15 protein-coding genes are annotated in these 14,957 nt (G+C 72.9%); 11 read left to right on the top strand and 4 right to left on the bottom strand.

Features of this window, described 5'->3' with window-relative positions:
- Window positions 1-6 precede the first annotated feature (6 nt).
- Window positions 7-897: an SDR family oxidoreductase gene (locus tag HD596_RS38190; protein WP_221519699.1), complete on the bottom strand. Its 891-nt coding sequence runs from the start codon at window positions 895-897 to the stop codon at window positions 7-9.
- Window positions 898-2,127: 1,230 nt separating this feature from the next.
- Between HD596_RS38190 and HD596_RS38185 the strand changes: the two genes are divergently transcribed.
- Both HD596_RS38185 and mctP read left to right on the top strand, forming a co-directional pair.
- The gene (locus HD596_RS38185) at window positions 2,128-2,337 is read left to right on the top strand and encodes a DUF3311 domain-containing protein (RefSeq protein WP_185074332.1); all 210 of its coding nucleotides are present in this window, start codon (window positions 2,128-2,130) and stop codon (window positions 2,335-2,337) included.
- Window positions 2,334-3,941, top strand: coding sequence for a monocarboxylate uptake permease MctP (gene mctP / locus HD596_RS38180; RefSeq protein ID WP_313045947.1), 1,608 nt, complete (start codon window positions 2,334-2,336; stop codon window positions 3,939-3,941). The genes HD596_RS38185 and mctP overlap by 4 nt, the downstream gene beginning before the upstream one ends.
- Window positions 3,942-3,983: 42 nt before the next feature.
- Here the strand turns inward: mctP and HD596_RS38175 are convergent, their stop codons facing one another.
- A complete protein-coding gene (locus HD596_RS38175) occupies window positions 3,984-4,328 on the bottom strand; it encodes a DUF6285 domain-containing protein (RefSeq protein WP_185074331.1) in 345 nt (114 codons plus the stop codon).
- A 60-nt stretch (window positions 4,329-4,388) separates the two neighbouring features.
- On the opposite strand from HD596_RS38175, the gene HD596_RS38170 reads away from it, so the two are divergent.
- Genes HD596_RS38170 through HD596_RS38150 form a run of 5 tightly spaced genes read left to right on the top strand, consistent with a single transcriptional unit; the run spans window position 4,389 to window position 8,991 of the window.
- Complete coding sequence (locus tag HD596_RS38170; protein ID WP_185074330.1) at window positions 4,389-5,183, top strand: CPBP family intramembrane glutamic endopeptidase; 795 nt, start codon at window positions 4,389-4,391, stop codon at window positions 5,181-5,183.
- 41 nt (window positions 5,184-5,224) lie between these two features.
- Window positions 5,225-6,415, top strand: a complete 1,191-nt coding sequence (locus HD596_RS38165; protein ID WP_185074329.1) for an acyl-CoA dehydrogenase family protein — start codon at window positions 5,225-5,227, stop codon at window positions 6,413-6,415.
- Window positions 6,412-7,419, top strand: coding sequence for a phosphotransferase family protein (locus HD596_RS38160; RefSeq protein ID WP_185074328.1), 1,008 nt, complete (start codon window positions 6,412-6,414; stop codon window positions 7,417-7,419). Before HD596_RS38165 ends, HD596_RS38160 begins: the two co-directional genes overlap by 4 nt.
- A gap of 22 nt (window positions 7,420-7,441) precedes the next feature.
- Window positions 7,442-8,161 (top strand): ABC transporter ATP-binding protein, encoded by a 720-nt coding sequence (locus tag HD596_RS38155; protein WP_185074327.1) that lies wholly within the window; start codon window positions 7,442-7,444, stop codon window positions 8,159-8,161.
- Window positions 8,158-8,991 (top strand): ABC transporter permease, encoded by an 834-nt coding sequence (locus HD596_RS38150; RefSeq protein WP_185074326.1) that lies wholly within the window; start codon window positions 8,158-8,160, stop codon window positions 8,989-8,991. Before HD596_RS38155 ends, HD596_RS38150 begins: the two co-directional genes overlap by 4 nt.
- On the opposite strand, the gene HD596_RS38145 is transcribed toward HD596_RS38150, so the two are convergent.
- Both HD596_RS38145 and HD596_RS38140 read right to left on the bottom strand, forming a co-directional pair.
- The gene (locus tag HD596_RS38145; protein ID WP_185074325.1) at window positions 8,945-9,571 is read right to left on the bottom strand and encodes a TetR/AcrR family transcriptional regulator; all 627 of its coding nucleotides are present in this window, start codon (window positions 9,569-9,571) and stop codon (window positions 8,945-8,947) included. The two genes, HD596_RS38150 and HD596_RS38145, sit on opposite strands and share 47 nt — an antisense overlap.
- Before the next feature lie 33 nt (window positions 9,572-9,604).
- Window positions 9,605-10,150, bottom strand: coding sequence for a hypothetical protein (locus HD596_RS38140; protein ID WP_221519698.1), 546 nt, complete (start codon window positions 10,148-10,150; stop codon window positions 9,605-9,607).
- A gap of 61 nt (window positions 10,151-10,211) precedes the next feature.
- On the opposite strand from HD596_RS38140, the gene HD596_RS38135 reads away from it, so the two are divergent.
- From HD596_RS38135 to HD596_RS38120, 4 genes are read left to right on the top strand one after another with little or no spacing between them, the layout of a single operon-like run.
- Window positions 10,212-10,982, top strand: coding sequence for a hypothetical protein (locus HD596_RS38135; RefSeq protein WP_185074323.1), 771 nt, complete (start codon window positions 10,212-10,214; stop codon window positions 10,980-10,982).
- Window positions 10,979-12,109, top strand: a complete 1,131-nt coding sequence (locus HD596_RS38130; protein WP_185074322.1) for a hypothetical protein — start codon at window positions 10,979-10,981, stop codon at window positions 12,107-12,109. The genes HD596_RS38135 and HD596_RS38130 overlap by 4 nt, the downstream gene beginning before the upstream one ends.
- Before the next feature lie 2 nt (window positions 12,110-12,111).
- The gene (locus tag HD596_RS38125) at window positions 12,112-13,533 is read left to right on the top strand and encodes a hypothetical protein (protein WP_221520993.1); all 1,422 of its coding nucleotides are present in this window, start codon (window positions 12,112-12,114) and stop codon (window positions 13,531-13,533) included.
- On the top strand, window positions 13,530-14,807 hold the full coding sequence (locus tag HD596_RS38120) for an AAA family ATPase (RefSeq protein WP_313045938.1): 1,278 nt from the start codon (window positions 13,530-13,532) through the stop codon (window positions 14,805-14,807). Before HD596_RS38125 ends, HD596_RS38120 begins: the two co-directional genes overlap by 4 nt.
- Window positions 14,808-14,957: the final 150 nt, after the last annotated feature.

The raw sequence follows: 14,957 nt of genomic DNA, 5'->3' as shown, positions 1-14,957 counted from the left end.
GGCCCGTCAGCGGTATTCCGCCGGGTCGGTGTCCTTGCCCGGCTCCCGTACCTCCGTGATGAAGCTCCACACCCGCGGGCGGCTGCCGTCCACGTCCGTGAAGCCGTACGCGACGGCCAGGTCCTCGCTGGAGACCGACCTGCCGGACCAGCGCTGCCGGTCGGGGTCGGTGGCGAGGGCGGCCACGCCCCGGCCGACGTACGCGGGGGTCTCGGAGACCATCCAGGTGACGTCCACCTTCGCCTCGCGCCAGTTGTCCTCGGTGACGCCGAAGTTGTCGAGCATGGCCTCCGAGCGCAGGAACCCCGGCGTCACCGCCACCGCGGTCCCCCCGTACGGGCGCAGCTCGCGCGACCAGGCGAAGGCCAGCCGGTTGACCGAGACCTTGGCCAGGTCGTAGTAGACGTTCTCGCGGTAGCGGGTCTCGTTGAAGGCCCAGGTGCCGTCGGTGACCTCGACGACCAGGCCGCCCTCGTTCCTGATCAGCAGCGGGAGCATGTGGCGGCTGCTGATGATGTGCGTGTCCACCGCCAGCCGCAGCAGCCGCAAGCCCTTGTCCATGTCGTGCTTCCAGACCGGGGTGTCCCACTCCCAGAGGTGGTCGCTGCCCCACACGTCGTTGACCAGCACGTCGAGCCTGCCCTGCTCGCGCTCCACCCGCTCGGCCAGCGCCTCCACCTGGCCGGGGTCCAGGTGGTCGACCTGGACCGCGATGCCCGTGCCGCCGGCCGCGGTCACCAGCTCCGCCGTCTCCTCGATGGTCTCCGGCCGGTTGATCTCCGAGCGCCGCTCGCGCGTGCTCCTGCCCGTGCAGTAGACCGTCGCGCCCGCCGCACCCAGCGCGACCGCGATGCCCCGTCCTGTTCCGCGGGTCGCTCCCGCCACCAAAGCAATCATGTGGGCGATCGTTCCTCGAATAGCCGACATCTCGTGTCATGTTTTTCCGTACGTGGGTGGGCTTCGCGGCCTTTCCGTAGAACCGTGGGTGGGCTTCGCGGCCTGGACGCGCCTGGTGGGCCAGCCGGGGGACGTCTGCCACGCGTTTGGAACCGCCGCCGACCACACCGTCTGGCCCGCGGCGCGATCCCGCACGACCGCCCCACGCCACGGAACCCGCGACGCGCGCTCTCGACGCGCGCCCTCCACGCGCTCCTCGATGCGCGCCTCGAGGCGCTCCTCGAGGCTCGCCCCTCGGAGGCGCGCCCCCGCGACGCGCCGCCCCACGACGGCCCCACGCCGCGTAAGCCCGCCACGTGCCGCCCGGTGACGACCTCACGCCGCCACCCGAACGCCGCCCAACCCTCCCACGACGGCCCTACGCCAAGCGGTCGCCACGTGCCACCCGATGATGGCCCCACGCCGCCGCCCAAGCGCCGTCCGACGACGACCCACCCCGCCGTCCGGCACCGGCCCCTCCGCAACGCCCGAGCACGCGGCGCACTGCCCAGAAAAGCGCGCCCCACAAGGCCGGGCACCGTCGACGGCGCCGGAGCCCGCCGCACCCCGGCCCGCCGACGCGGCGCCTCCAAACTCCCCCACCGCCGCCCGGCAGCGCCGCCTCACGACGCCCCGGGAGCGCCGCGCACTACGCCCCGACGTCGGCACGCGCCACGCCGCCACGGAGCCACCGCACCACGCCCGGACGTCGCCACCCGCCACATCGCCACGGAGCCACCGCACCACAACCCGACGTCGCCACCCGCCACGCCGCCACGAAGGCGCCGCCCCACAGCCCGACGTCGGCACCCGCCACGTCGCCGCGGAGCCGCCCCACGCCCGGACGTCGCCACCCGCCACGTCGCGGCGGAGCCGCCCCACGCTCGGGCGTTGGCACGCGGCGCGTCGCGCTAGGTGCCGGCCGGGTGGCGGCGGGGCGGTGGGCGAAGGGTGCGGGACCGTTCGTCGCGGGGAAGGGACCATTCGGCGATCAGGGGGAGGCGTGCGGCGGGCTGGTGTTTATGGTTTCTGGGGTGGCGCGTGTGACCAGTCGGCAAAGAATGAAGATTTAGGCCAAACCGTAATATTGCCGACATTTGGATTAATACCACCGTAAAGCTACTCTCCCTCCATTGACTACCCGTCAGGAACCGGTCACAGCCGGCTCCAGATCCACTCATCGGAGGGTTGATGACTACCGGGGAACCCGGGCAGCCACGCACCGACCGCAGCCCCTGGAACTGGCTGCTGATCCTGCCCATCGTGCTGCCGCTGCTGACGTTCCTGTTCAACGCCGACGAGCCCCGCCTGCTGGGCTTCCCGCTCTTTTACTGGCTCCAGCTGGCCTTCATCGCCGTCGGCGTCGTGTCCACGACCATCGTCTACAGGATGACCAAGTGAGCGGGCACACGACCGAGCTGGTCGTCTTCGTGCTGCTGTTCCTCCTGGTCACCGTCATGGGGTTCGTGGCGGCGCGGTGGCGGCGGCCGACCGACCTGGCCAGCCTCAACGAGTGGGGGCTCGGCGGTCGCAGCTTCGGGTCCTGGATCACGTGGTTCCTGGTGGGCGGCGACCTCTACACCGCCTACACGTTCGTGGCGGTGCCGGCGCTGGTGTTCGGCTCCGGCGCGATCGGGTTCTACGCGCTGCCGTACACGGTCGTGGTGTACCCGCTGGTGTTCCTGGTGCTGGCCCGGATGTGGTCGGTGTCGCACGTGCACGGGTTCGTCACCCCCGCCGACTTCGTACGGGCCCGCTTCGGGTCGCCGACCCTGGCGCTGGTGATCGCGATCACCGGGCTGGTGGCGACGATGCCGTACATCGCGCTCCAGCTCATCGGCATCGAGTCGGTGCTGAAGGCGATGGGCATCACCGGGCACCTGCCGATCGTGATCGCGTTCGCGATCCTGGCCGCGTACACCTACCAGTCGGGCCTGCGGGCGCCCGCGCTGATCGCGTTCGTCAAGGACACGCTGATCTACATCGTGATCCTGGCGGCCGTCATCTACATCCCGGCCAAGCTGGGCGGCTGGGACTCGATCTTCGACGCTGCCAAGGCCAAGTTCGACGCCAGCCCGGCGCCGGGCGACGGCATCCTGCTGAACGCCAACAACCAGCTCCAGTACGTGACGCTGGCCTTCGGCTCGGCGCTGGCGCTGTTCCTCTACCCGCACAGCCTCACCGGCGTGCTGGCCTCGAAGAACCGCAACGTCATCAAGCGGAACATGTCCGCGCTGCCCGCCTACAGCTTCGTGCTCGGCCTGATCGCGCTGCTCGGCTTCATGGCCATCGCGGCCGGCGTCAAGCCGGTGATGACCAACGGCAAGGCCGACAACAACACGATCGTGCCCCTGCTGTTCGACAAGATGTTCCCCGACTGGTTCACGGGCGTCGCGTACGCGGCCGTCGGCATCGGCGCGCTCGTCCCCGCGGCGATCATGTCGATCGCGGCGGCGAACCTGTTCACCCGCAACATCTACCGCGAGTACTTCAACAAGAACGCCAGCGACCGCGAGGAGGCCAACGTCTCCAAGATCGTGTCGCTGCTCGTCAAGGTGGGCGCGGTGCTGTGCATCCTGGCGCTCGACCCGCAGTTCTCGATCGACCTGCAGCTCATCGGTGGCGTGATCATCCTGCAGACGCTGCCGGCGGTGGCGCTGGGCCTGTACACGCGCTGGTTCCACAAGGGCGGGCTGATCGCGGGCTGGGCGGCCGGCCTGGTGGCGGGCATGTGGATGCTGTACCTCATCCCGAATCCCGTCAGCGGCAAGCTGCACTTCGGCGGCTCGGCGTTCGCGCTGTCGAACTTCGGCTTCGACACCAAGATGACGATCTACCCCGGATTCGTGGCGCTGGCCGTGAACGTGGTGGTGGCGGCGCTGGCCACGCTGCTGTTCCGGGCGGCCAAGGTGGCCGACGGCAAGGACGCGACGGCCCGCGACGAGTACTTCGCCGACGAGGGTGACCCGAAGGTCAAGGACCTGGACCTGACCGGCTCGCACTGATCCCCCGCTGACGGCCCGTCCCGCCACGCGCGGGGCGGGCCGTCAGTCTTGCGGGTAGGCGGGGTTGGCGACCGCCAGCTTCGCCCGTACGGCCTGCTCCAGGGCGGTGACGAGGGCGTGGTCGTCCTCGATCCGGCCCTCGCGGATGGCGGCGGCCAGCTCGGCGTCGTCGGCCATGCCCAGCGCGGCCAGCCGCGCCGCGTGCTCGCGCGCCTGCTCCGGCCCGAGCGTGATCTCCCGTTCCACCATGCCGAGCACGTTGATCGCCACCCGCGCGTGGAAGCGCACCCGCCCGTCCACGGCCGGGAGCACGTCGCTCTGGAGGAAGTCGCGGACGGCGGCCACGAGCTGGGCCGCCGTGGGCACGTCGTGCGGAGCAGATTCCATCGATTTCCCCTCAAGTCGCTATTTACCCGCATCCGATCGATGAACGGCTAGCCTGCGGCCATGCGCACAGAGTCTCCCACCGCCTCTCCCCTGGGACCGCCCCCGGCGCTCGGGCCCCGGCTCATCCGGGCCGAGCTGTTCGTCGTGTTCTCGGTCTCGCTCGGCGCCAGCGGCCTGCTGGCGCTGCTGCGCCTGATCGGCTCGCTCACGGCGCCCGAGCAGCTGAAGGGCCAGCAGGCCGTGCTGGTCCGGTCGATGGCGCCCGGGCGGCCGTGGCTGGACCTGGCGCTGCAGCTGGCCGACATCGCCATCAGCGTGGCGCCGGTCGCGCTGGTGGCGTACCTGATGGTGCGCTCCGGCGAGTCGCTGCGCACGATCGGCGTGGACTTCCGGGAGAAGGGCCGCGACACGGTGCGCGGGGCGGTGCTGGCGGCCGCGATCGGCGGCACCGGGCTGGCGTTCTACCTCGTCGTGTGGGCCACGGGCGTGAACCTGACCGTCGTCGCCGGCCAGCTCCCCCAGGTGTGGTGGCAGGTCCCGGTGCTGCTGCTCGCGGCGGCGCAGAACGGGGTGCTGGAGGAGGTGATCGTCGCCGGATACCTGCTGCACCGGCTCGGGCAGGCCGGGTGGACGCCGTGGAAGGCGGTCGCGGTGTCGGCGCTGCTGCGGGGGTCGTACCACCTGTACCAGGGCTTCGGGGGGTTCGTCGGGAACGTCGTGATGGGCGTGGTGTTCGGGCGGCTCTACCAGCGCTGGGGGCGCGCGATGCCGCTGGTGGTGGCGCACACGCTGATCGACGCCGTCGCCTTCGTCGGGTACGCCTTCCTGCACGGCCGCGTGAGCTGGCTGCCGTGAAGTGATTGACCGGGCAACTGGTTCCGGGATGAGATCCTTGCATGAGCTTCGCCGTGCCCGACGGTGTCCGGCCGATCCGCGACGCCGTCCACGCGTTCATGACCGAGCGGGTGGAGCCGGCCGAGCCGGTGCTGCACGCGGGCGGGCCCGAGGCCGCGGCGGCGCTGGACGAGCTGCGGGCCGAGGCCAGGAAGGCGGGCCTGTGGGCGCTCGGCCACCCGCGTGAGCTGGGCGGCGGTGGCCTGCCGTTCCTCGACTACGTCTACGTCAACGAGGTGCAGGGGCGCAGCGAGTACGGGCAGCTCGCGCTGGGCACGTTCACGCTGCAGGACTCGCTGATGCTGCACGAGCACGCCTCCCCCGAGCAGCGCGAGCGCTACCTCGAGCCGCTGGTGCGGGGTGACATCTGGCCCAGCTTCGCCATGACCGAGCCGTCGATCTCCAGCAGCGACCCCACCCAGATCAGGACCGCCGCGGTGCTCGACGGGGACGAATGGGTGATCAACGGGCACAAGTGGTTCACTACTGGGGCGTCGCGGGCCGCGTACACGACCGTCATGTGCCGGACCGAGCAGGACGCGCCGCCGCATCTGGCCTTCTCCATGATCCTCGTGCCGACGGACACGCCCGGCTACCGCATCGTCCGCGAGACGCCCGTGCTGGGGCTCGACGGGGCGCACTGCGAGGTCCGGTACGAGGACGTCCGCGTGCCCGCCGCCAACCTGCTCGGCCCGCGCGGCCACGGGTTCGTCATCGCGCAGCGGCGGCTCGGGCCCGGACGGATCTTCCACTGCATGCGCTGGCTCGGGCAGGCGCAGCGGGCGTTCGACCTGATGTGCCGCAGGTTGCTGGAGCGGACCGCGTTCGGCGAGCCGCTGGCCAATAAGCAGCTCATGCGCCAGCACGTGTTCGACTCCTATGCCGAGATCCAGGCCGCCCGGCTGCTCACCCTCCACGCCGCCGAGGCGGTGGACGCCGGCTCGCAGGCCCGGGTGGAGATCGGCGCGATCAAGGTGGTGGGGGCGCGCATGCTGCACAACGTGATCGACCGGGCCATCCAGGTGTACGGCGCCGCCGGGCTCACCCCCGACACGCCGCTGGATCGGATGTACCGGCACGCGCGGGCCGGCCGGATCTACGACGGGCCCGACGAGGTGCACGTCGACGCGGTGGGGCGGCGCATCCTGGGCGAGTACGCGGCGGGCGGCAACTGGGAGTTCGGCCTGCGATGACCCGGCTCCACGAGATCGTCGGCGAGGTGTTCGGGGCAGGCGCGTCGGTGCCCTTCAGCGTCCGGCTGCCCGGCGGGGCGTCCCGGGAGACCTGGGCCCTCGACGTCGTCACGGGCCCCGAGCGGCACGAGCGGCACGAGCTGGTCCTGCGGCTCGACTCCCCTGGGGTCGCGCTGGAGGCGGGCGCCCCGCTCGCGTCGGAGGCCACGCTCATGCGGGCCGCGTCCGGCGCCGGGGTGCCGGTGCCCGCGATCGTCGCCGCCGGGGAGTCGTACATCCTCATGACCCGCGTGGCCGGGGAGACCATCCCGCGCAAGATCCTGCGCGACGACGCCTACGCCGCGGCCCGGCCCCTGCTGGCCGCGCAGTGCGGGCGGGCCCTCGCCGCGATCCACCGCATGCCGCCCTCCTGCCTGGCGCAGGAGGCGCGGGAGGAGGCGGCGGATCCGCTGCGGCGCTGGCGGGACGTGCTGGACCTGCTGGGCGAGCCGCACCCGGTGTTCGAGCTGGCGCTGCGCCGGCTGGCCGCCGACCGCCCCGCGGGCCACTCTCCCGGCCACTCTGCCAGCCCGTCTACAGGCCCGCGCCGCACGGTCGTGCACGGCGACTTCCGCAACGGCAACCTCGTCGTGGGGCCCGACGGCCTCAGGGCGGTGCTCGACTGGGAGCTCGCCCACCTCGGCGACCCCCTCGAAGACCTCGGCTGGCTCTGCGTGAAGGCGTGGCGGTTCGGCTCACCGCTGCCGGTGGGCGGCTTCGGCGGCTACGACGAGCTGATCGACGCGTACGAGGCCGCCGGCGGGCACCCGGTGGACCGGGACGCGCTGCGCTGGTGGGAGACGTTCGGCGTGCTCAAGTGGGGGATCATCTGCGTCATGCAGACCATGCGGCACCTGCGCGGCGGCGCCCGGTCGGTGGAGCTGGCCGCGATCGGCCGGCGCGCGTGCGAGAACGAGTGGGACCTGCTCCGCATGCTGCGCGGAAAACCCGTTGCCCCGGCGTGACCCCGGGCCGCACGCTTGACCGGTGGCCATCCTGGAAGCGTCCCATCTGGTCAAGCGGTTCGGCGGCGTCACCGCCGTGCGCGACCTCAGCCTCACCGTGGGCGAGGGCGAGGTCGTCGGCCTGCTCGGCCCCAACGGCGCGGGCAAGTCGACCACGCTCCACATGCTGCTCGGCCTGATCACCCCCGACGCGGGCACGATCCGGCTGTTCGGCCTCGAGCTGGCCCGCCACCGCACCGAGACGCTCAGCCAGGTCAACTTCGCCGCCAGCTACGTGGACCTGCCCGGCGTGCTGCACGTGCACGAGGTGCTCGACGCGTTCGCCCGGCTCTACGCGCTGCGCCACCCGCGCCGCCGGGTGGCGGAGATGATCGAGCTGTTCGAGCTGGGCCCGCTGCGCAGGCGCAAGGTGATGGACCTGTCGTCGGGCCAGCGCACCCGCGTGCACCTCGCCAAGGCGCTGCTCAACGCGCCCAGGCTGCTGGTGCTCGACGAGCCCACGGCCAACCTCGACCCCGACGCCGGCGACCGCATCCGCGGCCTGCTGTCCGGCCTGGCCAGGGAGAACGGCAGCGCCATGCTGATCACCTCGCACAACATGCGCGAGGTCGAGCGCATGTGCGACCGGATCCACTTCATGTCGGACGGCGTCGTCGTGGCCGCCGGCAGCGCCAAGGAGCTGGCCGGCCGCTACGGGGCCGAGGACCTGGAAGAGGTGTTCCTGAAGGTGGCACGCGGATGACCCCTGTGACCCTGCCCGTGACCCTGCCCCCGTTGAGCCTGGCCGCCCGGCGCACGCGCGTCCTGGGCGTGGTCCGGCGCGACTTCGCGGCGCTGCGGCGCAGCCCGATCAGGATGTTCGAGATCCTGTTCTGGCCGACGGTCGAGCTGGTGCTGTGGGGCTTCGTGACGCTGTTCCTGCAGGCGCAGCGGGTGCCGTTCGTGGTGGCGTTCCTGCTCGGGGCGGTGCTGCTCTGGCAGGTGCTGCAGAAGGCCAGCAACGAGATCTCGATCGCGTTCCTGGAGGACGTCTGGTCGCGCAACCTGCTCAACGTGCAGGTCAGCCCGCTGTCGAGCGTCGAATACCTGACCGGGCTCGTGCTGTTCTCGCTGGGCAAGGTGGCGTTCGCGGTCGCGGTGATGGCCGGGCTGGCCTTCGGCCTGTACGGGTTCGGGCTGACGAGCCTGGGCGTGGGGCTGGTGCCGTTCATGGCGGTGCTGCTCGTCCTCGGCTGGTCGCTGGGCCTGGTCGGCATCGCGGCGGTGCTCCGCTTCGGCGAGAACGCGCAGGTGATCGCCTGGTCGCTGGTGTTCGTGGTGCAGCCACTGGCCGGGATCTTCTACCCGATCTCGGTGCTGCCGGAGCCGCTACGGGCGATCTCGTGGCTGCTGCCGGCCTCGCACGTGTTCGAGGGCATGCGCGCGGTCATGGGCGGCGGCGCGGTGCCGTGGGACCGGCTGGCCTGGGCGGGCGCGCTCAACGTGGTCTACCTGGCCGGCACGGTGGGGTTGTTCGCCTGGGCGCTCAGATACGCCCGGCGGCACGGGAAGCTCTCCCGTTTCGGGGACTGACGGCGGCCTGCGGGGCAAGCGCGGCGACGATCACGTCCACCAGGCCCTCGACCACCTGTACGCGGTCCACCTCGGGATGCTCCAGCCACCAGTCGCCGGTCGTCTGCACCATGCCGACGAACGCGTGCCCCAGCACCTGCGCCCGCACCGGGTCGGCCACCGCGCGCTCGCCGGCCAGCAGGCCGCCGAGCTCCTCGCCCAGCCCCCGCACGAGCGCGGTCATGTGGGAGCGGATCCTGGAGTCCTCGGCGCTGGCCCGGTGGAACAGGAACCGGTAGAGGTTGCGGTTGGCCGAGATCAGGTCGAGGTAGACGCCGATGGTCGCCCGCGCCCGGCCCCGCAGGTCGGCCCCGGGGGCGACGAGCTGGGGACGCAGCTGGGCGATGACCGTACGCACGTGGCGGTCGGCCAGCGCCTGGTAGAGGCCGCTCTTGTCGCCGAAGTGGCGGTAGAGGATGGGCTTGGTGATGCCGGCCTCGGCGGCGATGGCCGCCATCGAGACCTCGGGGCCCTGGGCCAGGATGACCCGGTCGGCCGCGTCGAGCAGCGCCCTGCGCCGGTCGGGGTCCCGTCCACTCACCCGCCCAGGATAGGCCGCCCCGGAATCCGCCTCTCACCTGCCCAGGACGGACCGCAGCCGGCCGGGCAGCAGCGCCGAGAGCACCAGCAGCGCGCCGATGATCGTGTAGAGGCCGGTCATCCCGGCCATCGTGCCGGGCGGCTCGGTCAGCTCGGCCCAGGGGACGCCGTCCGGCTGAGACCACGGCAGGCCGCCCTCCCGCGCCCAGGGCAGGCTGCCCGCCACGCCGAGCGCGGCGTTCAGGTCGAGGGCGAACACGGCCCCCGCCGCCGCCAGCGGGATGCCGCAGCCGAGGGCCGCGGCGGGCCAGGCGGTCAGGAGGGTGACGATGACGGCCACCGCGGCAAGGTAGCCGAGCGCCGCGGGCGCCGGGCCGAACGTGGCGCTGCTCGTACGCAGGGCTCTGGCGGCCGCCTCGGTCAGGTAGTAGACGGGCACGAGGGCGGCCACGCCTGCGGCGGCTCCCACCAGATGTCGGTTCTCACGGGTCACACCGCCTTCGTCCCCGCCTCGTACGCCGATTACGCACGTCAGGCCGCTGTCCCCGGGCAGGGCGACGGCCTTTACGTCGTAGATCACACGTTCGCCTCGAAATCGCGAAATTACTGGAAAATACTGGGACTGTTGGTACGCTCGCGCCATGAGTGACCGGCTGGACGATCTCGAGCGGCGGATCGACGAGCTCCGGGCGGGCGTGCGCAAGGCGATGCGGGTCAGGGACGGCGCCACGGCCCGCGCCCTGCGCGCCGAGCTGCGTACCGCGGAGCGCGAATGGGACGCCCTCGTGAGCGGCGAGCCCTCGCAGACCAAGCCGGAGCCGCCGCGCCTGGTGACCGTGCGCGAGCAGGTGCACCAGGGGCTGCGGCTGCTCGGCGCGGCCGCCCAGCCGCGGCTCGTCGTGGCCGTCAGCGACGCGTTCTTCGGCGGCACGATCCGCAGTGCCCAGCTCACCAGCCTGCGCAGGGACGAGGAGCGCTCGTTCCGGTCGTCGCCGCACGGGCGGCCGTACTACCTGTGCGCCGCGCTGACCGACCGCCTCTCCCCCGCCCGCGGGCTGCTCACGCTCAGCACCTGGCCGCTGGAGCGGCGCGTGGTCGGCCCGCTCAGCCCCCGCGTCGACTTCCTGACCTGCGCCATCGCGGTGGCCTCGCACGAGTCGCCCGACGGGCGGGCCGACCGGTTACTCCTGCGGATGGCCAGGAACATCCCCGGCGCCACTGACGGCACGCTGGGCCCGCCCGACCCGGACCGGGTGATCGAGGCGGCCCGCGCCGAGCTGCGCGTGCACGGCGACCGCGACACGCGGGATCGCGCCGAGCTGGCAGAACGCGCCGCGGCGCAGCTCGGTGACGCCGCCCGCCTGTTCGGCGCCGCTACGCTGAGCACGATCAAGAAGGAGAACGCGAAGTGAGCGGCTTGAAGCGCGAAGGCGAACACATCCAGCGGCTTGACGCGTTGCGCGGCACGACGCCGCCCCGCCCGCACGACGCCCGCGCCATCGCGGCCCTGGCCGCCAACCCCGGCTGCACCCGCCGGGCCCTGCTCGACGGCGCCGGCATCGACAAGGACGCCGCCGCCCGGCACCTCGGCTTCCCCGCGCCGTTCGGCCAGTCGCCGTTCGCGATCACGCGCGGCAACATGTTCGAGGCGCTGGTCAAGGCCGACGGGTGCGCGGAGCTGCTGCGGATGCTGCGCGAGCTGCTGCGCCTGCCTGTCGCCGAGGTCGCCTACCACGACGTCGAGAACGTCGGCGCCCACCTGCGCCACGCCCACACCCGCGCGCTGATCGACCGCGCGGCCCGCGAGGGCCAGGACGCGGGCACGCTGTACGACCACCCGCTGCTCACCCTGGAGATCGCCGGCCACACCGCCTACCTGGAGCCCGACGTGGTGGCCTTCCAGCTCGGCGGCCGCTTCCACATCGTGGAGGTCAAGTCGTTCGCGGTGATCGACGGCCAGGCCGACCCGGCGGCGGTGGCCGCGGCCGCGCGGCAGGCGGCGGTGTACGTGCTGGCGCTGCGCACGCTCCTGGAGGAGCTGGGCCACGACCCGGCGAAGGTCTCGCACGACGTGGTCCTGGTCTGCCCGGAGAACTTCGCCAACCGGCCCGTCGCGACCCTCGTCGACGTGCGCAAGCAGCTGGCCGTGCTGCGCCGCCAGCTCACCCGGATGACCACGCTCGACCGGCTGCTCGAAGGGCTGCCCGACGACCTCACGTTCGACCTGCGGCCCGGCGAGGACGGGCGGCCCACCCGGCCCGTGGCCGAGCTGGCCGACGCGCTGCGCAGGGCGACCGCCCGCTACGCGCCCGACTGCATGTCCGCGTGCGACCTGTGCTTCTTCTGCCGCGACGAGGCCCGCCAGGAGGGCGCCTCCGACCTGCTCGGCCGGCAGGTGCGCGACGAGCTGGGCGGGGTGGCCTCGGTGGCGGAGGCGCTCGGGCTGGCCGACGGCACCCGCGACCCCGCCGAGGGCCAGGAGGAGATCGCCCGGCTGCTCCGCAACGCCGAACGCCTGCGCAGGGAGTGCCTCACGTGAGCATGCTGACCTCGCTCGCGCGGCTGCGGGCCCTGGAGGAGGGCATCGCGCAGCCCGTCGCGACCGTCAGGCACTGCCACCTGTCGGACCGGCCGATGGTGTTCATCCCGCTCAAGCTGTCGGGCGAGGCCGCCGCGCCGCTGGCCGCCATGCTCGGCACCGACCGGGACCGGCCGCGCCTGCTCGTGGTGACCCAGCCGCGCAACCGCGACCTGCGCTTCGCCTGGGCCGCCGAGCTGGCCGGGGTGCTGCTGCCGTACGTCGAGGGCTTCATGGCCGACACCGAGACGGTGGAGCGCAAGAACGCCGACCCCTACGAGCGGGTGCTGGACGCGCCGCAGCTCATCGTGCCCAACCAGACCGGGGTGGCTTTCACCAGGCTGCTCGGCCGTTCCACGCGGTTCCGCCGGGCCGACGGGCCCTATCCGGTGCCCGAGGCGGTGCCGCTGCTGGGGCGGTGGCTGACGTACTTCGCGGAGCGGGCCGCCTACCCGGGCTCGTCGATGATGCTGGCCGCGACCGAGGAGCTGGGCCGGCACTGGGCGAGCGGGCAGAGCTCGCTGGAGGACGCCAACCTGGCCGCGCTGCTGGCGTGGATCACCAGGGGGCCGGACGACGAGGCCGAGGACCCGCTGATCTGGCCGCCGGCCGGGCCCGCGACCGATCCGGGGTTCGACGCGGAGGTGCTGGCGCCGGCGATGGACAGCGAGTCGCCCGAGCGCATCACCGAGGCGCTGCGCACCCAGCTCGAGCCCACGTGGCGGCTCATGTGGCAGGCCGTCGACCTGCTGGCCGGGCTGGAGGCGGGCTCGAGCGTCGCGCAGCGGTGGGAGCAGGACCGCGGCTCGTTCAGCGGCATGGCGGTGCACATCGCCGAGGGCGCGCCGCCGCAGGCCAGGCGCGACGGGGCGGTGGCCGCCGCGGCCAAGCTGGCCCGCATGGAGCGGGCCCAGGCCGCGTACGACGTGCAGCGCGCCTACGACGACCCCCTGGTCATGGCCGAGTACCGGCTGACCGGGGAGGCGTTCGCGGGCGAGGTGATCGAGACCGTCCCCGACAACACCGAGGGCGAGGGCCGCTCCCGCAAGCTCCGCCCGCTGGTGGTGATCAAGACCGACGACCCGGTACGCCTGGCGCCCGGCACCTCGCTGGGCACCCCGCAGCGCCGCGGCCAGGGCGCCGAGCTCGTGGAGGCCGGCCAGGGCCTGGTCACCCTGAAGATCACCAAGGGCATGGGCCGGGGCAAGACGGCCGCGCCCGGGGCGGTGCCCGAGATCGGCGAGCGGGTCTGCTACACCTCGCTGACCGACGACTTCCAGGGCTCCCCCAACCTGCCCGACTCGGAGGCCACGCCGTGGACGCACGGCGGGCCGCCGCAGGAGTACGTGCCCGACGACGAGGACGCCCAGGAGGAGTGGTCGTGACCGACAGCCCGGAGCAGGTCATCAGGAACGTCCTCGCCGACCTGCCCCGGCACCGCGGCGTCGTGGTCGACTCGCCGCCCGGCGCGGGCAAGTCCACGCTGGTGGTGCGGGCGGCGGCGCACATCGCGGCGACCGGCGAGCCCCTGATGATCGTCGCCCAGACGAACGAGCAGGTCGACGACCTGGTGACCCGCATCTCCGAGAAGCACCCCCACCTGACCGTGGGCCGGCTGTCGGCCGGCGGCTACGTGCCGCCGCTGCGGCTGCTGGAGCTGGCCGGCGTCCGGGTCGGCACCCGGATCCAGGATCTCGGCGACCCGGACATCGTCATCGCGACCGCCGACAAGTGGGCCTGGATCGGCGGCCGGGTGTGGCCGTGGGCGATCGTGGACGAGGCGTACCAGATGCGCTCGGACAAGCTGCTGCGGATCGCGGGGCTGTTCGAGCGGGCGCTGTTCGTGGGCGATCCGGGGCAGCTCGACCCGTTCTCGATCGTGGACGGGGACCGATGGTCGGGGCTGTCGTGGGATCCGCTGCAGAGCGCGGTGTCGGTGCTGCTGCGCCACAACCCGGACCTCCCGGTGCACCGGCTGCCGGTGTCGTGGCGCCTGCCGGCCTCGGCCGCGCCGGTGGTGTCGCAGGCGTTCTACCCGTTCACCGGGTTCCGGTCGGGGACGTCGCACGGTGACCGGCGGCTGGAGCTGGTGACCGGCGGCATGGGGACCGTGCACGACCGGGCGCTGGAGGAGGCCGCCCGGTCGGGGTGGGCGCTGCTGGAGCTGCCCAACCGGCACACCGTGCGTACCGACGGGGAGGCGGTGCAGGCGGTGGCGCTGCTGGCCGAGCGCCTGCTGCAGCGCGGCGCCGTGGCCTCCTCCGAGCAGGGCGAGCGGCCGGTGACGGCCGACCGCATCGCGGTCGGGGCCGCCCACCGCGACCAGGTGGCCGCCATCCGGGCCGCCGGGGTGCCGGCGGAGATCACCGTCGACACGGCCAACCGCCTGCAGGGGCGCGAGTACGACGTGACGATCGTCCTGCACCCGCTGTCCGGCCGCCGCGACGCCACGGCCTTTCACCTGGAGTCGGGGCGGCTGTGCGTGCTGGCGTCGCGGCACCGGCACGCCTGCGTCGTGGTGGCCCGGGCGGGCATCGCCGAGCTCCTGGACGCCCACCCGTCGGCGGAGCCGGTGCAGCTGGGGGTGCCGGTCAAGTTCCCCGACGGCTGGGAGGCCAACCAGTCGATCCTCGACCACCTGTCCCACCACCGCGTCTGACGCCCCGCACGGGCCATTGACCGCCGACCTCGGCGAGGTGGACCGGCAGCGACGCGAGCTCGTCGAGACGCGGCCGCCAGACTGTGCCGCCAGACTGGGCCGTCAGACCGGGCCGCCAGACTGGGCCGTCAGACCGGGCCGCCAGACTGG

The organism is Nonomuraea jabiensis, assembly GCF_014204795.1.
Classification (GTDB): domain Bacteria; phylum Actinomycetota; class Actinomycetes; order Streptosporangiales; family Streptosporangiaceae; genus Nonomuraea; species Nonomuraea jabiensis.
This window is presented reverse-complemented; position numbering and strand designations above follow the sequence as displayed.